Source organism: Nostoc sp. DSM 114160, assembly GCF_053470305.1.
The window spans coordinates 2382326-2405199 of the sequence record NZ_JBPFGO010000001.1 but is presented as its reverse complement, the minus strand read 5'-3'; the positions used below and the strand labels follow the sequence as shown (position 1 = coordinate 2405199).

Annotated in this window: 13 protein-coding genes; all 13 read right to left on the bottom strand. The window is 45.7% G+C overall.

Translation table 11 applies throughout. The features are described from left to right. Positions 1 to 109 precede the first annotated feature (109 nt). The 13 genes from NSTCB13_RS10795 to NSTCB13_RS10735 all read right to left on the bottom strand — a co-directional run bounded on the left by NSTCB13_RS10795 (position 110) and on the right by NSTCB13_RS10735 (position 22464). Entirely contained in the window at positions 110 to 1528 is a 1419-nt protein-coding gene (locus NSTCB13_RS10795) for a lipase family protein (RefSeq protein WP_448272341.1), read from the bottom strand. Positions 1529 to 1907: 379 nt separating this feature from the next. After that, a complete protein-coding gene (locus tag NSTCB13_RS10790) occupies positions 1908 to 2699 on the bottom strand; it encodes a thioesterase domain-containing protein (RefSeq protein ID WP_448272340.1) in 792 nt (263 codons plus the stop codon). After that, complete coding sequence (locus NSTCB13_RS10785) at positions 2608 to 4848, bottom strand: AMP-binding protein (protein ID WP_448272338.1); 2241 nt, start codon at positions 4846 to 4848, stop codon at positions 2608 to 2610. Before NSTCB13_RS10785 ends, NSTCB13_RS10790 begins: the two co-directional genes overlap by 92 nt. A gap of 62 nt (positions 4849 to 4910) precedes the next feature. Beyond that, positions 4911 to 7118 carry a beta-ketoacyl synthase N-terminal-like domain-containing protein gene (locus tag NSTCB13_RS10780; protein ID WP_448272337.1) on the bottom strand — a complete coding sequence of 736 codons (2208 nt, stop codon included), beginning with the start codon at positions 7116 to 7118 and terminating at the stop codon, positions 4911 to 4913. Between the two features lie 117 nt (positions 7119 to 7235). Then, entirely contained in the window at positions 7236 to 8219 is a 984-nt protein-coding gene (locus tag NSTCB13_RS10775; RefSeq protein ID WP_448272335.1) for a radical SAM protein, read from the bottom strand. Between the two features lie 188 nt (positions 8220 to 8407). Beyond that, on the bottom strand, positions 8408 to 9520 hold the full coding sequence (locus NSTCB13_RS10770) for a 4Fe-4S cluster-binding domain-containing protein (protein WP_448272334.1): 1113 nt from the start codon (positions 9518 to 9520) through the stop codon (positions 8408 to 8410). Between the two features lie 314 nt (positions 9521 to 9834). Further along, positions 9835 to 10107 carry a phosphopantetheine-binding protein gene (locus NSTCB13_RS10765; protein ID WP_322692430.1) on the bottom strand — a complete coding sequence of 91 codons (273 nt, stop codon included), beginning with the start codon at positions 10105 to 10107 and terminating at the stop codon, positions 9835 to 9837. A gap of 39 nt (positions 10108 to 10146) precedes the next feature. After that, the gene (locus NSTCB13_RS10760) at positions 10147 to 10890 is read right to left on the bottom strand and encodes a polyketide synthase (protein ID WP_445629546.1); all 744 of its coding nucleotides are present in this window, start codon (positions 10888 to 10890) and stop codon (positions 10147 to 10149) included. Further along, positions 10883 to 11683, bottom strand: coding sequence for an enoyl-CoA hydratase/isomerase family protein (locus NSTCB13_RS10755; RefSeq protein ID WP_448272333.1), 801 nt, complete (start codon positions 11681 to 11683; stop codon positions 10883 to 10885). The genes NSTCB13_RS10760 and NSTCB13_RS10755 overlap by 8 nt, the downstream gene beginning before the upstream one ends. After that, positions 11674 to 12894, bottom strand: a complete 1221-nt coding sequence (locus NSTCB13_RS10750; RefSeq protein ID WP_448272332.1) for a hydroxymethylglutaryl-CoA synthase family protein — start codon at positions 12892 to 12894, stop codon at positions 11674 to 11676. The genes NSTCB13_RS10755 and NSTCB13_RS10750 overlap by 10 nt, the downstream gene beginning before the upstream one ends. Positions 12895 to 13077: 183 nt before the next feature. After that, positions 13078 to 13827, bottom strand: coding sequence for an acyltransferase domain-containing protein (locus tag NSTCB13_RS10745; RefSeq protein ID WP_448272331.1), 750 nt, complete (start codon positions 13825 to 13827; stop codon positions 13078 to 13080). Positions 13828 to 13852: 25 nt separating this feature from the next. Continuing rightward, entirely contained in the window at positions 13853 to 15895 is a 2043-nt protein-coding gene (locus NSTCB13_RS10740) for a type I polyketide synthase (RefSeq protein ID WP_448272330.1), read from the bottom strand. Continuing rightward, positions 15892 to 22464: a beta-ketoacyl synthase N-terminal-like domain-containing protein gene (locus NSTCB13_RS10735; protein ID WP_448272328.1), complete on the bottom strand. Its 6573-nt coding sequence runs from the start codon at positions 22462 to 22464 to the stop codon at positions 15892 to 15894. Before NSTCB13_RS10735 ends, NSTCB13_RS10740 begins: the two co-directional genes overlap by 4 nt. Between the last annotated feature and the right edge of the window lie 410 nt (positions 22465 to 22874).

Below are 22874 nucleotides of genomic sequence, written 5' to 3'. Positions count from 1 at the left end.
CATAAATGGAGAAGCTTGAAACCTTTTTTAGATTTTAGATTTTGAGTTTAATCCTTGCATCATTGCATCTAAAATTGTCTCGGTCATAAGTAGTCAAAGTTACCAGTTCTTATTCGTTCTTCAAGTTCAGCCCCGATCGCTGAATTTCGCTTTTAAGTTCGTCTAGAGATTGCTTGAGATTCCGAATTTCTTCAGATGTCTGTTCTTGAACTCCCCGTATTTGTTCTTCGGTGGTCATTACAATCCCAGTTTCTTGTTCCTGGAGCATTTCTTGTAAAAAGATGCTGAGAATTCCTCTAATCGGTTGCCACAACTGATGCCACCGTTTTTTGTCTTCTTCTAGCAGTTGAATGTAGGTATCGAAGCTGTGAGGGAAAGGAACACCTCCCATAAATTCTGCCGCTCCCCCAAAATTCAGAGAGACACCGTGATTTCCCAGTCCGATTACGTGGTGAACTTCTCCCACATGTTCGTAATTGCCTAAGTAAAGTTCCCCCAATCTCAAGCCATTGCCAGCCACCATACTTAAAGGGAAAGGAAGGCTAAAAGGTACTAGAGTAAACAGATCCAGTTGATTTTCGACGCGGTAACTAAATCCTTCTCCTAATTGTTCGTTGTAGTAATTGGCAAAATGCTGATTGCCAACTTTCACAGATCCAAAGGTGTATACTTTGACTCGTAAAACTGACTCTCCCAAAGAACTAAAACGGCGTTTTAAGAACAGAGCGCCGAGTTGAGCTAAACCACCGCCCAAACTATGACCGCCCACGAAAACCTCAAGGCGGCTGGTATTTTTAGGTATCTTAGATATAGAATTCAAGCTAGCGCCAGCCCTGCGACTATTCGATAACTCACTCATTTCTCTAGAAATATCTTCAAAGTTCAACAGTTCATCGCGGGCAAAACTCCAGGCTCGATTCAGGTTGCCGATCGCATCATAAGAGAAAACTTCCGAAATTAGTTTTTTTAATCGCCGCTCAAAGGCCAGTCCGAATCGGATTCCTCCAGCCGCAGCAATGGCATGGGCAATAGCAATTTGTTTGCCAGAATTCAAAGTTTGAAATATCTCAAAATCTTGAGCATTAATTTGACCTAAGAGAACCTGAAAAAAGGCAGCAAGTTCGTCTTTTACGGCTTCAAATCCTTCAAAAAATCCCCGTGCTACTTTGACTCGCGTATCTGGTAAAGAACCATAGTTAATTAATGACCAATTGAGATCGGTCAAAATATCCGTTAATTCAATTTGACCGCGATCGGTAACAATAGAGCCTCGAAAAATCACCGCAAATTGATTACTTCCTTCCCGTTTAAAAATGAAACCTCGGATATTAGTTTCATTATTATGCAAGCTATGAACTAATTTCCAGCCCTCATTCTTATACAGAGAGTTATAAATATCTTGGACTTCGGCATCTTCAACAGAGCCTCCCCCAACTTGAAATATTTCATAACTTCGTTTGGAGAACTTAGCCATTAAAATCGCTTCATCAAAGCTAAAACCACTGCGAAGCTTTAAAGGTATACTCATAAGAAGTAGGTCGGTGTGAATATTGATTATTGGAATTGGGCAGAAGGTAAAAGGGTTTAAGCCTATTTTATTTTTTTTACATAGTTTGGTTTTTTGAAGCCGTTCTAGTTATTTGCTTGATTTTTTATCCTCTGAATATAGATAGAGACTTGATTAGGATAATATCAGTTAGTACTGTTTTATAACTATCAGTAATAAAATTGGATATTTTTGTTATTATTTCTTTTTATAAATTTACTGATAGTATTATCAAGCTAATATAATCCTGCCAGGAAAGAACAAATCTACAATAGACCTCTTGCACTCTTGTGGGAAAAGGGGAAAGGTTAAAGGGGAAAGGTTTTTTTATTCCTTTTTCCTTTCCCCCAAACCCAATTCCCTACTTCTGCAAGAAGTCTAATACCTCCACCTTTTGAACCTGGACGCGATCGAGACAAGCTTTTAGCTTTTCGGCAAGTACTTCTACATGGGGCGGGAGAACTAAATTCAGATGGTTTCCCGGAATTTGATGAATCTCAACTCCGCCGATCGCTAGATCGCCCCAGCCAAGGGTTGCGTCTTGGGGATTTTTTCCAGTTTGTTTGCTTGTCCGAAAGAGAGTAACTTTACCTGGATAAGGCTGCGGCTTGTATTTGAGGAGGGCTGAGTTATTAGCTTGCATGACTTGGAATAGCCGTCGCGCAGCTGGTTGGAAAAGCTTACTCAGCCTGGACTGGTGGGCGACAACCTTAGCTATACTTCCTGGCTCAACCAAAAAATGCAATGGCTTCGAGGTCTTAGTTCCAATTTGTTGGGCGAGTTGTCGTTCTTCGACAGCAGTCAGAAAATGGTCTACTGTTTCATCCAGATAAGGGCCAAGATTGCGAAGCACGGAATTCACCAGAAATTTAGCCATCTGGAAGAAATTCTGAGTGCGATTGTCGCAAAAGGCGGGAGTATCAATCAGTGCCAGTAAGACAATGGTCTGTCCTGCTTGCTGTAGCTGTTGGGCCATTTCAAATGCCACCAGCGCCCCAAAAGACCAACCTCCTAGACAATAGGGGCCTTCTGGCTGCACCTGTTGGATACCGTGGATATACTCAGCAGCAATGTCTTCTATACAATCTTTTGATTTGCCTTCGCCAGTAATCCCGGCAGATTGTAGCCCATAGAAAGGTTGTTCTTGACCCAATAACTCTGCCAGATCGGAATAAACAGAAGCGACACCCATCACCGGATGAATGCAGAAAAAGGGTAGCTTTTCGCCTTGCTGCTGAGAATTTACTCCAGTCAATTGTCTGAGAATTTGAGCAGCGAGATTTGCAATGGGTCACACCTTCGAGAAACTTGACCACAGGAACATTGACTTCTAGATCGACTTCGATTTGATGTTTAATCTCGATCGCAGTCAAGGAATCGAGGCCTAGCTGATGCAAGGGTTGTTGGGGATGGAGTTTTGCCAAGTCAACTTTCAGTCCCCTGGCTAGTTTTGCTTGAATGTAAGACTCTAAGTGCTGCTGTCTTTGTGTGGGAGCGATCGCTAACAGTTCTGCTGCTGTGAGTTTATATTCGCTATCTGTGCCATCCCATTCGGGCAAGATGTCAGCAGCAATGATATCTAAACTACCTGTTTGAAATCCATTGCGGCAAGCAGTGCGGGAAATCTTACCACTTGAAGTTTTGGGAATGCTGGCAGTCTTGAGCAGCAACACTGCATAAACTGATAACTCATGAACCTGTGACACCGCTTGCCGAATTGCCGCGATCGCTTCATCTGCATTGAGCTTTCTTAAGTAGGTGCGCTCGATTTCTTGAGCAACGACGATTCTTTCTTCTCCTTCTACCTCAATGGCAAACACTGCTCCACAGCCTTGTCGGAGAGCCGAATAACTTTCCTGCACCGTCAGTTCAATGTCTTGAGGATAGTAGTTTCGACCTCGAATCACAATTAAATCCTTGAGTCGTCCGGTAACAAATAATTCACCATTATGCAGAAATCCCAGGTCGCCCGTTCGCAGAAACGAACCCTCATCTGTATCGTCTAAACAGGCATAGAATGTTTCTTGCGTTTCTTGGGGTTTCTGCCAGTACCCTTGAGCAATACTCGCTCCTGTAACCCAAATTTCTCCAACTGTACCATCTGGACATCTCTGGAAAGATTGTGGATTGACGATCGCAATTGTTTGACCTAACCCCGTCCTACCTTGCCCAACAATCTTGATACTATGCTGCTGTTGCTCTGCACACAGCACAACTTGGTTTTGTTTGAGAGCAGCACTTTCTACATTACACACCGTTGGGTAGCACTCTTTTATTCCCCCGGAAATCAACAATGTGCCTTCAGCCATCCCATAGCAAGGATAAAAAGCTTCAGGGCGAAAGCCGTAAGGCTCAAACTTGGCAACAAATCGCTCTAAGGTCTGGGCACGAACTGGTTCGGCACCATTGAAAGCAACTTTCCAACTGCTCAGGTCAAGATCCACTAATTGTTCTGGCTGAATCTTCTGCACGCACAAATCATAGGCAAAATTCGGCCCGCCGCTAATCGTCGCTTGATAGCGGGAAATTGCTTCTAACCAACGGTATGGCTTTTGCAAAAACGCAACAGGCGACATCAAAATTATTGAGGAACCGACGTAAAGGGGTTGGAGGATGCCGCCGATTAAGCCCATATCATGATAAGGGGGCAGCCAGGATACGCCTAATTCGTTGGCAGTGGTTTGGAAAAACTGATGAATCAGTTCTAAATTGTGCAGTAAGTTGCCATGACTGACCATAACCCCCTTGGGTGTCCCGGTTGAGCCAGAGGTGTATTGCAGAAATGCGATCGCGTTTGCATCGATTACGGGTTCGCGCCATAACTCTGCTTGCTGATTATTGATGGTGTCGGTAGTTAAAATCTGTTTTGTAGCCAGGTCTGGATGGTGGTTAAATTGAGTAGCGATCGTGGTCAGTAAGGAGGTTGTAGTCAGGGCAACCCTAGCCTGGGCATCTGCTATAATTGCCATCAGTCTGGAGATGGACTGATTTTGTCGAGGCGGATAAGCAGGAACGGCGATCGTACCAGCATATAAGCAGCCAAAGAAGGCGGTAATGAAATCAAGACCAGGCGGGTAGAGAAGCAGGACACGCTCATGCTTGGCACTGACAGTTTGCAATTGCGCCGCGATCGCTCGTGCTGATAGATCCAGTTCTCGATATGTGAGACTAATTACTTCCTGTTCTCCATCCAGCACAAAACTATAGGCGAGGCGATCGGGCTGTTGTTCGGCGCGACAACGCGTCAGTTCTACTAAATTTTTGACTGACAAACTGGATGTTAACAATTCATTGAATACCATATTCAGCCCTCTTCAAAACCCGATCTGCTTTTGCTTGTACTCGTCTCAATACCGAACTGAGGCTAAAGTGTTAACTCCTCTATTTCCTCAACAAAATTAGCAATCTGAATAGTTGGGATCAAATTTTTCAAAATTAATTGTTCGTGGCAAGCTTGAGCTAATTCTGCAATGCTAGGACTAGCAATAAACTGTTCGATTGGCAGTTCAATCTTTAAATTGGTGACAATGCGATTTCTCAAACTCACAGCCATCAGAGAATCGATGCCCATACTATTAAGTGGCTTTTGGACATCAACTTGAACAGCTTCACACTCTAAGGCTTGGACAATTTGTGCTTGAATGTAAGTGCTTAATAAATCGGTGCGTTGGCTATTTACCGCTACTGACCATTGCTCTACAATATCAATCTGTTCGGCAATCTGAGAGCCAACCGCACTAGAGGCTTCAACAGTATTAGATCCTAATCTATCTTGCCGTGAGGCTTCTGATTCCTGCCAGTAACGCTGTCGTTGCCACGGATAGGACGGCAAACGCACAAAAGAACCACCATGAGGATAAAGAGCATTCCAATCAATGGAATCTTCTAGGGTATAGCGCTCTGCTAAGGAATTCAACATTTGAGCGCATTCAGTACCAGGATTTTCCTCTACTCTACTGTTTTTATGTTGTTCTACATAGCCGGAAAACATCGAGGGGCGGTTTTCTTGTGCAAGAAAAGCCATTAAATGCTCGGCAAGTTGTTTTTTGGAATCAACCACCATTGCCAAACGGTGGGAGTGATGGCTACGGCGGAGACTAGCTGTGTAGCAAATGTCTGGCAAGGAAATTCCGGCGTTAGAATGCTCGGTTAAAAACTCAATATAAGCTTTAGCAAAGGCTTTGAGAGCCTCTGGGCTACGAGCTGACATTAAAAAAATTTGTGGTTGGTTAGCGATCGCAGTATCAATTGGCAAGGATCTTGGCTGACCAATCTCTACACCTTGCAGAATCACATGAACATTCGTGCCTCCCAGACCAAACCCATTCACACTGACGATTGGTGGTTGATTATCCTGATTTGTTAGTGGTTCTAAGGATTGTGCCACGCGCAACCGTAGTTCCTCCCAAGGAATTTTGGGATTGGGGGTTTGAAAATGCAGATTGGGTGGAATCTGACGATGGCTAACTGCTAGCGCTGCTTTAATCAGTCCGCCAATGCCAGCAGCCGCTTCCATGTGTCCAATATTTGTTTTCACAGATCCGATGGCGCATTCATTACCCAAAGCGCGATCGCTGCCGATCGCAGCCCCGATCGCTTTGGCTTCAATCTCATCCCCCATCGGCGAACTGGAGCCTTGAGTTTCTACATACTGCACCTGCTGAGGGAGAATTCCTGCCCGCTGATAGGCTTTTTGCATCACTGCCTGCTGCGCCAAAACTTCGGGGGCTGTAAAACTGCTGCCGCGACCGTTTTGATTGACAGCACTGCTGCGGATCGTTGCATAAATAGGATCGCCGTCAGCTAGAGCATGGGACAGTGGCTTGAGGACAACAACCCCCACCCCTTCAGCCCGCACAAAACCATCTGCTGCGGCATCAAAACTCTTGCAACGACCATCCGCAGACAGTAAAAATGCCTTACTCATGGCGATGCTGACTTCTGGTTTGAAGATGACATTGACCCCACCTGCTAGGGCAAGGCTACATTCCCCATTCCAGAGACTAGAGCAGGCAAGGTGAACAGCGACTAATGACGAGGCACAGCCAGCGTCAATCGGCAGACTGGGGCCTGTGAAGTCAAAGCAGTAAGAAATGCGATTAGGTACCAAGTTGAGGTTTGAGCTAACTATAGTGTGGGCATTAATTGCATCGCGATCGCGCTCCCCCAATTGAATGTAATTGTAATCCCGGTTAAGTACCCCAATAAAAACCCCGGTATCGCTGCCAGCTAGATGTGCCGGCACAAGTCCTGCATCCTCTAGCGCCTCCCACGTTGTTTCTAACAAGAGTCGTTGTTGGGGGTCAATCCGAGCCGCTTCCGCACCAGAAATCCCAAAGAATTTGGCATCAAACTGGTCTATTTGGTCGAGAAACCCACCCCAGCGGCTATACATCTTACCTGGTTCTACCGGATCGGGATGATAAAATTTGTTAACGTTCCAGCGATCGCCAGGTATTTCGGTAATTGCATCCCTGCCATTTTGCAACAGGTTCCAGAAGCTACCTGGGCTTTGGACACCTCCAGGAAAGCGACAACCAATACCAACGATCGCGATCGGTTCTTGATTCATATCCTACTCACTCGCCGATGAATTTCAGGCAAAAGCTGAACGCCAGATTCAAAATCAATCGCTCTAGCACCCAAGTAAAACACGTACATTGTCGTCAGCCAGTTGGTAAATTCCTGCTTAGAACCTAAGTGCCGCTCCATATTCAGCATAATCCAGCCCATCTGCGACCAAGTTTGGTAACAGGTTGAGCAATCGGGATGTTCGCTGGTGCAGCATGTCCCTGGTTGATTTGCCATCAGGATTGTAAGCGCGAAAGTGAAGATTATAGGGTTTACCATTTTGGAATCGGACTGCATTCTCTGGGCGATTTTCACTAATGCAAGGACAGACATCATAGCCCCAGGTTTCATCGTACATTTGCCCTGTAGTAAATACTTGATTCATGTAGGAGGTCATCAAGATGCGATCGGGATAGCGGGCAATCATCCGGTCGATTTCATGACGCACATCTGCAAACCCTTGTTGATTATCATAAACACCTCCTAACCCTGCCTTATCCCCGTAAAAGTTAAACATTACGCAATTACCGTTTTCGACACATTTTTCAACAACCCGTTCAATTTCATGGGCGTTACCAGCGGTCGTTGTGTAGTACCAAAAGGCTCTTCGATCGTCTTTGTAATTTTTGAGAGCCTTGCTGAAAACATCTAACTTGCCTTTTCCCCGCAGCTTTTTATCGGTTTCGCTATCTCCCCAAAGCGAAACACTAATAGCTGTATTTTCAAATCCCTCATAAGGAATTTTGATCATCCCGTTTGTGACAACAATCATCCAAAAATTTTGCGCCAGCTTTCGCAATCGATCCAGCATTAAGGTAGGCTCACCCCCAACTGCCGTAATGTAGTTAGTGCCTCTAGCTTTTTCTTGTGCAATTAAAGCCTCAAACTCAGCATCGTCTTTGGGTGCTGCATTTTGATCCAGGTCATCGGTAAAAAAACAACAACCCTCACACCGCAAATTACATAGATGAGTTAAGTCTACAGAGATTCCTTTAATAGCGCCCGCTTTTCTAATCTGTGCGAACAGGTGATACAGAAAGGGGTCTTCTAAATACTCCATTAAAGGATCTTGTACCTCGGTTTCTATTACTTGAGTAGCCATAGCAATTTATTTCCTTTACGAAAAACCGAGCAATATAGAAACGAATAGATCCTGAATTACTAGCAATTTACTTTACTCTGTGCTGAGTCTTGAGTAAGGAAAATTACTCAGTTATTTTGGACACAGGTATTAGCTTTCACCCTTCCGGGCAGTTTTTTACTCAGCACTGGCTCAACCTGAGCTATCCGCTAACAAAACTCAGCACTCTTGATTCGTTGATGAATTTCTGGCAAAAGTTGCACGCCGGATTCAAAGTCAACCATGCGGCACATCAGGTAAAACAGGTATGTCGTAGTCAGCCAGTTAGTAAATTCTTGTTTGGAGGCGAGATGTCGTTCTAGATTAATCATGATCCAACCAACCTGCGCCCAAGTTTGGTAACAGGTTGAGCAATCTTGATTATCACCTGTGCAACAACGCCGAGTTGATTTCAGATCGGGATTGTAAGCGCGATAATGGGGGTTATAACTTTTACCATTTTTAATCCGGTTTTGATTAATTTCATGATCTACAGTGAGACTGGTGCAAACTTCATAACCCCAAGTTTCATCGTACAGTTGCCGCGTGGTAAACACGTTGCTCATGTACGATGTCATTAAAATTTTGTCAGGGTAGCGGGCGATCGCTTTATCGATTTCACGTCGCACATCTGCAAACCCTAGATTGTGATCGTAAACTCCTCCTAAGTCAATGCGATCGCTGTAAAAGTTAAACAAGACACGATTACCGTTGGCTACGCACTGCTCGACAACGCTAGCGATTTCATGGGCGTTACCCGGTGTGGTAGTGTAATGCCAAATAGCACGCGGATCGTCTTTGTAATTTTTTAAAGCTTTGCTGAAAACATCAAGTTTACCACCCCCTCGGAGTGTCTTGTCAGTTTCACGATCGCCCCAAAGAGAGATCGCGATCGGCATTGTTTCAAATCCCTCATAGGGGATTTTGATCAGGGCGTTGGTAACAACCATTAACCGAAAATTCTGGTAAAGCTTCTGCAATCGCTCTAGCATCAGGCTGGGTTCTCCCCCAACCACTGTAATAAAATTTGTTCCTCTGCCCTTTTCGCGAGCAATAAATGTATCAAATTCGGCTTCATCTTTGGGTGCTTTGAATTGATCCAATTCATCTAAAAAGAAATAGCATCCCTGACACCGAAGATTGCACGCATGAGTTAAATCAACTGATATCCCTCTAATTTGTTCAGCTTTTCTGATTTGTTTAAAAAGGTGATTTAAAAACGGATCTTCCAAGTATTCCATTAATGAATCTTGGACATCAGACTCGACAACTTGAGTAACCATTTTCACCTGCTTTTGGAAAAAGAACGGGGACTGCAATACCGTTTGGTTAACGTGAGTTCGACAGACCTTTCCCGGACAGCCTCTCTCGCCTTTTAAAAGAGGGAGGAGTAACGAGTCAGGAGGGTTTTTGCTCCCCTCTCCTGGTAGGAGAGGTCAAAATAGCACTCGTCGAACTCACTGGTTAAGGTTTTTTGATGAAAGTTATAGATTACAAAGACGCGATTTATCGCCGTCTATACGAAGGATCGATCGTTGTTGTACAGACAGCGATTTATCGCTTCTTGTACCTTAGAACAATATTGACTGGGGAATTTTTATGGCGTAACTTTAACTTCTTGAGAAGCTTCATCTTTAAACTTGGCGAACAATTCCACCAAATCATCGATTGTCTTAAAGCTAGAAACTTCTGTTCTGGGAATTTTTATTTTGAGTTCTCGCATACAAGCAGAAACAATTTCTACGCCGTCAAGACTACTGGCTCCATATTCTCCGATGGTTTTATGTGGATCTATTTCAACATTTTCCAGTCCATCTATGTTGAGCTTAATATGTTTAATTACGACATTTAATACTTGCTCTCGATCCATGATGTCTTGTCTCCTATATTGAAAATCAAAAAACAAAATCTAGGCTAAATAAGCCGCTTCGATGTGTGCTAATGTCCCTGGAACGCCAAAACAGATTTTGTGCATTAGGTGTTCGCGGGACAATGCTGCTTGGAGAGCTTGACGCCGGGGTAATGACAAGGTGTCTTTTACCATCTCCAAAACATGTCTGGGTTTTTCGGCAATTCTTCTTGCCATATCCAAGGCTAAAGTCATAACTTCCTCAGTTGGAACTATGTAGTTAAATAAACCTCGTCCCTTGAGTTCTTTGCCTTTGTAGAGCTTGGCGGTAAGGAGCATCTCGCTAGCAAAGTGATGTCCAACCATTGCAGGTAAGACAGATAAGATACCCATTCCGGGGGTAAATCCCAAATCTGTAAAATTAACTCCGTACCGACTGTTTTCGGATGCGATCGCCATATCGCAGTAGAGCGCTAACGCTATGCCACCTCCCACAGCATGACCCTGCAAAGCTGCAATAATTGGTACGGGAAAGCTGAGTAGTTGGTTGGGCAGTGATAAATCTTTGACATCTGCATTGCCACTCACAACTTGTTTGATGGTGTCCAAGCTTGCTCCTGCGCAAAAGATATCCGATCGCCCACTCAAAATCAAGACTTTCAGGCTCGGTTCTGTCGCTAGATGAGTCAGGGCTGTCATTAATTCATCACACAGTTCTTCGCTCAAACGATTTTCGTTTTCAGGGTCATCGATTTGCAGTTGGAAGATACCGTCTTCTAGGTTGGCGAGCAAAATTTTAGACATGGGTTTTTCCCCTGTACTTTTGAAACCAAGGTGGCGAGAATCCCTCGGTGAAACTTTGAATTCCTTCTAAGACCTCCGGTTGTGCTAACCATGAAACAAGTTGATTCAGGGCAATATTGGTTTGTCGCTGTAAATCTGACCCATAGAGTTGTTCAAAATATTGTTTACTGGCAGCGATCGCTTCTGGAGAAGAACGAAATAGCCGTTGTAATTGTCGGTTCAAGGTGGTAGCCATGCCTTCAGTCGCCACTTCATCCACTAACCCAAATGCCTTGGCTTCTAGGCTGTCAATACCCCGACTGCTGAGGGTTAAATAATTGAGCTGTGCTATGGTCAGACGACGCAGTAAGAAGGGTGCAATCAGAGCTGGAATCATGCCAATGATGACTTCTGGCAACATAAATATTACGTTCTCGTTGGCAATGACGAGATCGCAAGCCGCAACTAAACCCAGTCCTCCACCTGTAACATTACCTTCAACACAGGCGATTACAGGCAAGTGGGAATGACAAATCAATTGCAGACAATTTATAAAGGCTTGAAACAGTTCTATTTGAGGTCTTCCTCCCTGCTGTAATATCCATTCCAAATCAAGTCCTTTGCAGAAGTCAGTTCCCTCAGCGCGAAGCACGATCGCCCGACAAGATGAATCAGCGATCGCAGCTTGTAATGCTTGAGTGAGTTGATTAATTAGGGATGGATTGAGCGCATTACCTGTTTGGGGTTGCACCAAGGCAATCTGGGCAACTCCTGAATCGATTTTATAGCGAACGGCCTCTACAACTAACTCCATTTATATTGCCTATAGTAATTTTCAACATTGCTTAACACAAGTAAACCTCGGCCTCGATAGCGTTTTTCATAGCGTTCATCTAAATAGTTTTCTAAGTTAAAGTCTCGGCGATCGCTATATTTTTCACGCGTCAATTCACTAGCTTCATAATCTGCAACGGATAAACGAAGTCGCTGATTAAGATGTTCGTCAATATTGAGCGATCGGACAATTTCAGTTGCAGCCTTTCCAATGGTGGCGCTGTAGAATTCTGCTTGGCAGCCACCACCATAGGCAAACAGGGAAATGCGATCGCCCGGATTAAGATCCTTAGCAGAATTTAAAAGACTTAACAAACAAATAAAATTAGAACCCCCATACGAACTACCAATTTGTTGAGCAAAATGTATACTCTCTGCAACTTTTGATTGAAAACTTAACTTAGCAGCCGCTTTGCCTACTGCCTCAAATCGGTTGAGTATGGTGCGATGTGCCTGAAACGTCATTGCTGGAAAGGGCGCATGATAAATGTGTTTTTGGAAATCAGCATCATAGTCTACAGAACCCACGATTTGCTCGTAGTGACTGAATGCTCCTTCCAAAGCATCTAAATAAGAGTAAAGACTCGTTTCACTTTTGATAACTTCGGTGTTGAAAGTGGGGCGCAAATAGTCAGAAATCTCTTTTGTCCAGTAACCCGCCTTATCCAGTTCAATTTCCAGAATTTGAGGATTAGCACTAACGAGCATCGCCACCGCACCACCGCCGCAGATAAACTCCTGGTCAGTATTGAGCGTGACGCTGCTGAAGTCCGTGTTAATTACCAATGCTTTTTTCCCAGGTCTCGCCCCTGAAGCTACCCAGGAAGCGGCCATTTTGAATGCCGCAGTGCCACCGTAACAAGCGTGCTTCACCTCAAAGTTACGGCAATTTGGAGACAAGTTACAAAACCGATGTACCCAGGTGGACAGGGATTTGCCACAATCAACCGCAGATTCGGTACCCACAATTAGTAGTTCAATATCTTGGAGGTCTTGAGGTGATAAGAGTTGTTTGGCTGCATTCACCGCCAGAGTAATCGCATCTTCATAGACCGGATAAACCGATCGCGTTTTGCACATTAAACTATCGGCAATGTGCTGGAAGTTTTTACCACGCGCTTCGGCAAGATCGGCAATATCTAGATAGAACTGCCCTGAGTACAGATTGAGTTTCTCGATTCCTATAGGCATAGAATGTTGGCTAATTGCTGACTGGGAACAGTGGGGTATTTTTTATTTGGGAGTCAATCAATTTTGGATTTGGGATTTGGGATTTTGGATTGAGGAATTTTTAATCTAAAATCGGCAATCTAAAATCTAAAATTTAAGCGGGGCGGGCATGAACCAAAAAATCTAAAATCTAAAATCTAAAATCTAAAATTCGTTGTCAATCCAACAGCGTTGGCGCTGGAAAGGATAAGTGGGTAGAGGAACTCGTTGTCTGGGAGAATCTCGATGAAATTCTGACCAATTAATGTTTATACCCTTCTCGTATAAAGTAGCTAAGGTGTCGAGGAGCGATCGCCAGTCATCATGCCCTTGTCTTAAAGAAGACAACCAAGTAGCAGTGTTTTTAGGTAGACAGCGTTTACCCATACTTGCCAAAGTATCTGTTGGCCCAATTTCCAAGAAAATATTATACCCTGCTTCTGCTAAAGTCTGGATACCTCGATCGAAACGCACAGGCGATCGCAGTTGGGAGCGCCAGTAGTTAGCATCTAGTACCCCTGCCTCGAATTCTCCCGAAAGATGAGAGATAAACGGCAGACTTGGGGGATGAAACTGCATTTGCCTCAAAGTTTGCTCAAAGGCATTTTGGATCGGGTCTACTAAGGGTGAGTGAAACGCGTGGGCAACATTCAACTCGCGAGTCATAATGAAATCCGATTCCAGACGGGCGATCGCTGCTGAAACCGCTTGTCTATCGCCCGCAATCACCGTTTGGGTAGGGCCGTTAAAGGCAGCAATGGCAACAGCATCCTGATAAGATGCGATCGCCTCCTCTACAATCTCCTTCGCTGCAAACACCGCCACCATTTGCCCTTCTCTAGCTTGCGTTGCCATCAATCGTCCCGGTTCCGCACTCAAGTACAGCCCTGCCTCCAAGCTAAATACACCTGTCACGCAAGCAGCTACATACTCTCCGACGCTATGACCCCATCACCGCATCGGGTTCAATGCCCCATGACTGCCACAATTTCACTAAGGCATACTCTACAGCAAATAAAGCAGGTTGAGCATAGGCAGTTTCATCTAGAAGATGAGGCCCTAAATTTCTTTCCCCTTCCCCTTTCCCCTTTCCCCTTTCCCCTTTCCCCTTTTCCCCTTCCCCTTTCCCCTTTCCCCTTTCCCCTAATGGATACAGTACTTCCAACAGTGGCCGATCCAAATAAGAGCGTAAGATGCGATCGCAATCGTCTAAGGCAGCACGGAAAATAGGCTGGCTGTTGTAAAGTTCCCATCCCATACCAACGTATTGCGAACCCTGTCCAGCAAACAAAAATGCAATCTTCGGCCGATTCTCCAGCTGGAGCCGTCCTGTTGTCTGTTTGCTAGTGGCGAATGTCCTCAGTTCGGAGATTAAATCAGGTAAATCGCCTGATGAAATGATGGCATGACGATGATTAAAATGCGATCGACCGATATTAGTTGTGAAACAGATATCGGGAATCGATTGAGCAGCGTAGTTTTCTAAACTATCTGCATAGCAACTTGCTAGTTCCCGTAACGCTGTCTCAGTTTTTGCCGAAAGCGTCAATAGGGATTTTGGATTGTCATCAGCATCATCCAATCTAAAATCCAAAATCGGCAATCTAAAATTGGAGGCTGCTTCCAGTACTACATGAGCATTAGTGCCGCCAAAACCAAAGGAATTAACGCCAGCAAACCGAGGCTTGATATCTATCGGACGATCGATTGTAGGAATCAAGAATGGTGTTGACTTGATGTCAATATGGGGATTAATGGTTTTGAAATGGGGATGAGGGGGAATTTCTCCGTGTTGCAAACAGAGGACAGTTTTGATGAATGCGGCAATCCCACCAGCAGCTTCTAGGTTGCCAATATTAGTTTTTACAGAACCGAGTCCGCAGGGTTGGTCGAGGTTTCGCCCCTGTCCTAGCACCCCGAAAATTGCTTGTAGCTCGATGGCATCCCCCATTGGAGTACCCGTACCATGTGCCTCAACATAGTCAATTTCATCGGGTGCTACTCTGGCATTTGCCAGTGCTTGCCGAATCACTGCTTGTTGAGCCAACCCATTTGGTGCAGTTAGGCCAACACTGCGGCCGTTGTGATTCACCGCAGTTCCCCGCAGTAAGGCTAAAATGCGATCGCCATCTTTAACTGCATCTGAAAGACGCTTCAGGATAACTACCCCACATCCTTCTCCTCGGACGTAGCCATCGGCTGTAGCATCAAAGCTTTTGCAACGTCCATCAGATGACATCATGCCAGCCTGGGAAAAGGTAATATTCACCTCCGGTAACAACATAATATTCACGCCGCCCACCAATGCCAGATTTGACTCTTGATGCCGCAGACTTTGGCAAGCGGTATGAATGGCAACCAGAGATGAGGAACAAGCAGTGTCAATTGTCACACTAGGGCCTCGCGCATCCAAAAAGTAAGACAGGCGATTTGCCGCCATACTATTGGCAATCCCGGTACCGGCTCTCGTGGGAATTGCGGTCATGGCTTTGTAATAATCACAAGTGGCAATTCCCACAAAGACACCAGTCTCAGAACCAGCCAGTTGTAAGGGGTCGTATCCAGCGTTTTCTAATGCCTCCCAACTTACTTCTAATAGCAGCCGTTGTTGGGGGTCAATGGTAGCTGCTTCGCTCGTGGAAATTCCGAAAAAGCCGGGATCGAATCGATCGATATTTGCTAAAAAGCCACCCCAACGAGTGTTAGTTTTGTCATAACTACTTAAATCGGGATCGTAGTAAGCATCTACATCCCAGCGATCGCTAGGGACTTCGGCGATCGCATCACCACCATTTTTGCACAACAGCCATAACTGCTCTGGAGAGTTAACTCCTCCAGGAAAGCGGCAACCAATACCGATGATTGCAATCGGTTCAGTTGCAGCATGTTCGAGGGTATTGAGCTTTGCTTGTAGAGCTGATAGCTCCAGCAATGCGTTCTGCATCAATTGTCCATAATCTCTGGTTTCGGAAGGACGACTCATAGCAGTTTTCCCTCTCTGATTGATGCTAGTTTTGCAGCTAGCAAATCTGCAATTTCGTCAAGGGATTGCTCCGACGATGACAATCTCGCTCTTTTTTCTAATGATGATTCTTCCAGTAAAACTTGTTGCTGGACACTCTCTGAGTTAGAGTTAGCCTCCTGGGCTGATGCTTGTGGATCTAACGACAACACTTGCGTTTCCAGATAATTCGCCAACGCTGCCACCGTCGGATAATCAAATAGTGTGGTTGGGGAAAGGGAACAGCCTAAACTATTTTGCAATTGGTCTTTCAACTCCGTAGCAGTTAATGAATCCATCCCTAATTCAAAGAATCCTTGCTGCAAACCGATGGACTGGGGTTGCTTTAAGCCTAAAACTTTGGCTACCAATGAGCGGACATGAGTAATTAATTCCTCCTGTCGCACTCGTGGAGGCTTGGTTAGTAGCGATTGGAGAAATGTTGATTGTGGCGTGTTGATGGTGGTAGCAACGGGCGATGGAAGATGATTGTGGTTGACTGGGTTATCGGTGCTGATGCTCTGAGCCAGAATAACAACCTGTTGGAATGAATCGCCGATCGCCTCGCAATCAGGCGCCAAATGCACAGCTTCTTGAAACCCACAATCAGACAACAATTCCAGCCAGTCACTCACCGCTAACAAAGGGTAGAATGGTCGCAATTCGTAGTCTGAGAATTTCCACCACCCTGGCGTTAATCCAAAAACCAAATCTAACCAGCGTCGGGGACTTGTTCCTTCAAGCAACACTAACAATCCTCCTGGTGCTAACAGGCTGCGAACATGACGTAAGGTTTGCTGTAAATCCTCAGTTGCGTGCAGGACATTTGCTGCCACAATGATGTCGTATTGATGGTTAGTAAATCCCTGAGATTGGGGGTCTTGTTCGATGTCTAAGGACTGATAGCGGATAAATGGGTAATCCCGAAATTTCTCTTGAGCCTTGGCAGTAAACCACGTTCCTAAGTCTGTGAACACATATTCAGTTCGCTCTGCTGGGAGATGGGGTAGAAGGTAAGCAGTTGTTCCGCCGGTTCCGGCTCCAATTTCCAAAATGCTGACTGTAGCGGTGGAAATCGCGGTTGAGATTGCCTTTTGGACTAGTGCGTTCATTACCTTTGCGCCGGGAGAATCCTGGTAAAGCTGGGTTAATGCTGTCAAATCGCCTTGGGGAAATAGCAACTCCAATGGACGAGTTTCACCTTGGAGTACTTGAGCCAGGTGCGAACCGCAACGCTCTAGCAGTGTCAGTTCTGCATTTGCTTGGGGATATTGCGATCGCAAATTATCCAGTTGCGCTTGTGGTGTGGGTAACTCTAGTATTCGAGTTACTTCCCACTGATTGCCAATTCGCTGAAGAATTCCTTCTTCAACCAGCATTTCCAACAGGCGCAAAGCGAGTTTCTGATGTTGCTCAATGACTCCTAGTTTGGTAAGTTGGGGGATGGAATAGCGATCGCCTAGCTGCAAATTCCATCCCATCTGCCGGAATGCCGCCACCACATAAAGGATACTTAGGGATTCTAAAGTACTTAGGGCTTCCCCATAGTTTTTTAGATTAAGTTGGGCTGTCAATTCAGCCAACTGGGGCACAAGCAAACGCTTGATTTCTGCTGGCGAACAGAGCGATTCTTTAGCAGTCACGTCATTAGATGCAGTTTCCATCCAGAAACGCGATCGCTCAAAGGGATAATTGGGCAACACTACCCGACGATTTTGAGAGCCATGATGGAAGCCTACCCAATCAACTGATATTCCAGACTCGTACAAAGTTGCCAAACTACACAACATCTGCTGAGAATTCGCTTCCTTTTTGAGGCTGGGAAGCCACACATACTCGTTACTCGGTAAGCACTGGCGACCCATTCCCAATAAAATCGGTTGCGGCCCTACTTCCAAATACGCTAAGGTTCCTAGTTCTGCGAGAGTTACCATTCCATCAGCAAACCGGACTGGCTGCATCACATGTTGCACCCAATATTCAGGCGTGGCGATCTCTGATGCAGCCAGTTGACCAGTGAGATTAGAAATAAAGCGAATATCGGGATTTGGCAGACAGTAGTTTACTTGCTGGACAATTTGCTCAAATTCCGCCAGCATGGGTTGCATCAACGGCGAATGAAAAGCATGGGAAACCTCAAGTGCTTTTGTCTTCACTCCCTTTGCTTCTAACCTAGCCACAGCCGATGTCATAGATTCAGATCCACCTGAGACGATCAGATGTGCGCCGTTCATTGCGGCGATCGCCAAATCTGAATACTCATCAATGATGCTCGATACTTCTTGCAACTGGGCAAATACCGCTACCATTGCTCCCACAGACGGTAACGCTTGCATCAGTCTTCCTCGTGCGGCAATTAACTTCAGCCCATCTTCCAGACTGAACACTCCTGCAACAGTTGCGGCAACATACTCGCCGATACTGTGTCCCATCACCACACTCGGTTTGATTCCCCAGGATTGCCATAGCTGGGACAATGCATATTCCAGAGCAAATAAAGCAGGTTGGGTATAAGCGGTTTCGTTAATAGAGGCTTGAGTTGAGTTGTCTAACTCACTACTTGGATATAGAACCTCTAACAAAGGTTGATTTAAGTATGGCTGCAAGATTTCAGCGCAGCGTTCTATAGCTTGCCGGAAAACAAGTTGCGTGTTGTAAAGTTCCCGCCCCATACCGATATATTGCGAACCTTGGCCAGTGAACAGGAAAGCAACTCCCTGACAACGATCGCCTGTTCTAGAAGGTGGTGAATTATAAATGAACGCTGCGAGTTCCTCGCAAAATTCCTCAGAGGATTCTGCAACCAGAGCTAGTCGATGGTGAAAATGCGATCGCCCCACATTGCTCGTATAACAAATATCCCTCAAAGATACTTCTGAATGAAACTCCAAAAACGCCACATACCGCCGAGCTAATTCCCGTAACGCCGTCTCACTTTTTGCCGAAAGCGTCAACAGCGATTTGACATGCTCCCCTACTTCCCCGGTTACTGAGCGTTGGTCATTGAGCGTAGCCGAAATGAGTCGAAGTATGCTCCCCTGCTCCTCGGTCACTGAGCGTAGTCGTTCGTGCAGCGTCTCGTAGAGAAGGGCTGCTCCTCTGCTCCCTGCCCCCTGCCCCCTGCCCCCTGCCCCCCTGCCCCCTGTTGGTGCTTCCTCCAGAACAACATGGGCATTCGTACCGCCGAAGCCAAAGGAACTTACCCCTGCAAAACGTTGCTCCCCAAAACCAGACCACTTCTGATTTTCGCTAGGAATTGAAAAAGGCGTGTCTTGGATGGTAATCTTCGGATTTAGCTGCTGGAGATGAAGCGTACCGGGAATCTCTTGATGTTGCAAAGCCAGTACAACTTTAATTAAGCCTGCAATTCCGGCTGCTGATTCTAAATGACCGATATTAGTCTTCACCGAACCGATCGCACAAGGTTGGTTTGGAGAACGACCTGACATCAGCACTGATTGCAAGGAATTAACTTCAATCGGGTCGCCCAAAGCTGTACCCGTCCCGTGAGCCTCAACATAGCTAATGGCTGCGGGTGCGACTCCAGCATTCACAAGCGCTTGATGGATAACGGCTTGTTGGGCAATTCCTCTAGGAGCAGTCAGCCCATTGCTGCGACCATCCTGATTGACTGCCGAGCCGCGAATCAGCGCCAGGATATTATCCCCATCTGCGATCGCATCAGTCAAACGTTTCAGCACTACAATCCCACAACCTTCTCCCCGGACATAACCATCTGCATCCGCATCAAAGGTTTTACAGCGACCATCCCCCGACATGAATCTTGCTTGGGAGAGGGCGATTGTCATTTGGGGGGTGAGAATTAAATTAACACCACCTGCCAAAGCCAAGTCACATTCCCCTAACCGCAAACTCTGGCAAGCCTGGTGAACTGCAACCAAAGATGAAGAACAGGCAGTATCGACAGCCCAACTGGGCCCGTGCCAATCGAACTGATAGGATAAGCGGTTAGCAGCAATGCTCAGAGCGTTACCTGTGCTGGCATAGACATCAATATCAGACAAGCGATCGAACTGGAATCGAGCATAGTCGTTGGTGCTGATGCCGATAAATACACCACTGTTGCTACCTGTCAAGCGATCGCTTGCTAATCCAGCATTTTCTAAAGCCTGCCAACTCACTTCTAGTAACAGCCTTTGCTGCGGGTCCATCCGCTCGGCTTCACGAGGAGAAATGCCAAAAAACTGGGGGTCGAATTGGTCAACTTGCTCGATAAATCCACCCCAACGAGTACTCATTTTCCCTGGTTGGGCGGGGATGGGGTTATAGAAAAGATGAGAATCCCAACGATTGGCGGGAATTTGGTCAATGGCACTTTTACCATTTCGTAGTAATTGCCAGAAAGCTTCCGGGTTATTAGCCCCAGGAAAGCGGCAGTCAAGACCAATAATCGCGATCGCCTCGACAGATTTGAGGTTTTGTCTGGGTTGTGGAGATTCTCGCCGTTGGGATAAATTTTCTGTGAGATAGGCTGATAGAGTGGCGATCGTTGGGTAATCGTAAGCCAAAGTAGGCAACAACTGACAACCTAACCAATCTTCTAAATCTGCCGACAGGCTGACTGCAGCAATAGAATCTAACCCGTAGTAAGCAAACGATTCACGCGGATCTATAGATTGGGGTGCAATGTTTTGTCGTTGAGCAATCTTATTTACCAACCAGTGTTGAATTTCCGCCGCTCCTTTGTCTTTTGACTTGCGGCTTCTCAATTCTCCCCGCTCCCCTACTCCTCGGTCACTGAGCGTAGTCGAAGTGCTGCTCCCACTTCGGCTACGCTCAGTGACCACCTGCTCCCCTGCCTTCCTCCACTGTCCCACCACTTCCAAAGTCCCCGCCAAAAATCCTGCACGGGTGGCATAGCGTTGAATCTTCCCACTAGAAGTTTTGGGGATACTGACTGGCTTCAACAGCAAGACGGCATAAACTTCTAACTCGTGCTGTGTTGTAACTGCTTGTCGGATGCAGCCAATTACCTCACTTGCATCAAGCTTCCGCATTGCAGTTCGCTCGACTTCACAGGCTACTACGAGTTGTTCTTCACCGTCTACCTCGATAGTAAATGCGGCTACTCCCTGCGTTCCCAAAGCCGAATGACTATTTGTAACTGTGAGTTCAATGTCTTGAGGATAATGATTGTGTCCTCGAATAATAATTAAATCCTTGAGTCGTCCGGTGATAAATAGCTCGCCGTCTTGTAAAAAGCCTAAATCTCCTGTACGCAGAAACGGGCCTTCCCCTGTATCTGCTAAATAAGCTGCAAATGTATGTTTTGTTTCTTCATATCGCTGCCAATAGCCTTGGGTGATACTCGCTCCCGCTACCCAAATCTCGCCCACTTCATCTGGTAAACATCGTCTCAATAATTCCGGATGAGCGATCGCAATTCGGGTATCGCCCTGCTGGCTATTGCCACATCCAACTAAAAGCCGCGTCTTGGAATCCTCTGCTGTTGCCAGCATTACCCGATTTTGTGCCAGTGCGGTTGCCTCTACCTTGATAATTATTGGCTGAGTTTGTGCCTCTACGGTAGTCACTTTCAGCGTCGCCTCAGCTAGCCCGTATGCTGGACAAAAAGCTGTTTCTTGAAATCCACAGGAGGCAAATGCTTTGGCAAACCGTTGGAGTGTTTCTGCTTTGACTGGCTCGGCACCATTGGAAGCAACTTGCCAAGAACTGAGATTTAGGCTAGCACGTTGTTCTGCGGTAATTTTCCGAAGGCATAGTTCATAGGCAAAGTTGGGTGCGCTGCTATGGGTTGCCTGATAGCGGGAAATAGCTTGCAACCAGCGAATCGGACGCCCAATAAAGGACACCGGCGCCATGATATAGCTAGGAAAGTTGTAGTACAAAGGTTGGAGTACTCCATAAATTAGCCCCATGTCGTGAAAGAACGGAATCCACGTCACCATCACGCTATTCGGTGTGTGATTCCAACCTTGGTCAATGTAGGCTAAATTGTGCAGCAGATTGCTGTGGCTAACCATCACCCCTTTAGGCATTCCCGTAGAACCGGAGGTGTATTGCAGGAATGCTAAAGTATTTCCATTGATATTAGGTGCTTGCCATTCCTGTGCGATTGCCTCAGAAATCCCATCGCTGGCCAACACTTTTAAAGATGCTAGTCCTGGATTGTCTGCAAAGTAGTTCTTAACGATTGGCAATAGTGCTGTTGTTGTCAGGATGGCAGTTGCTTGGGCGTCGGAAACGATCGCACCCAACCTAGCAATCGACTGATTTTGCCGAGGGGGATAGGCAGGAATCGCGATCGTACCAGCATATAAGCAGCCGAAAAAAGCAGTAATAAATTCTAAACCAGGTGGGTAGAGCAGGAGTACGCGATCGCCTGGCTTTGCAAATGTTTGCAAGTAGGTAGCGATCGCTCTTGCCTGTTTATCCAATGCTCCATACGTGAGTCTACTTCCCTCAGATTCACCATCTACCAAAAAGGTATAGCCTAGCGTCTGAGGTTGCTCAATAGCTCTGTAGCGCAATACGTCTACTAGCGTCTGACTAGTATGTTGTTTTTCCATGCACGGCTACTCCTAAAACCTGGAAATTGTTCAGACCGCTAATCTCTAGCACATTGACAAGCAAAGCCAACATCTGCGAGTAAATGAAGGTATTGAAGATTTATCGGACTGATGAAGCCATCAGTTTGATCGATCTTGGTGTTCTCCGAGAAAATCTTGGTTTGGTGTTATCCAAAAAATCTTAGTGTTCTCCGAGAAAATCTTGGTATTGTTTAGAATACCAATATTTCACTCTTCATGCATAAATTTTATAAATTCTCAACTATTTAAGGGATGACTTTTCTATCAAAATAACTTAATAGTTATCGCAGGAGACTTGTGGAATTTCTATTTAAATTAGCAGATGCATTCAATTTAGTGAAGCGATTGCCGTCCTGAATCTTACCCCAATAATAAAGCGACAGGTCTAT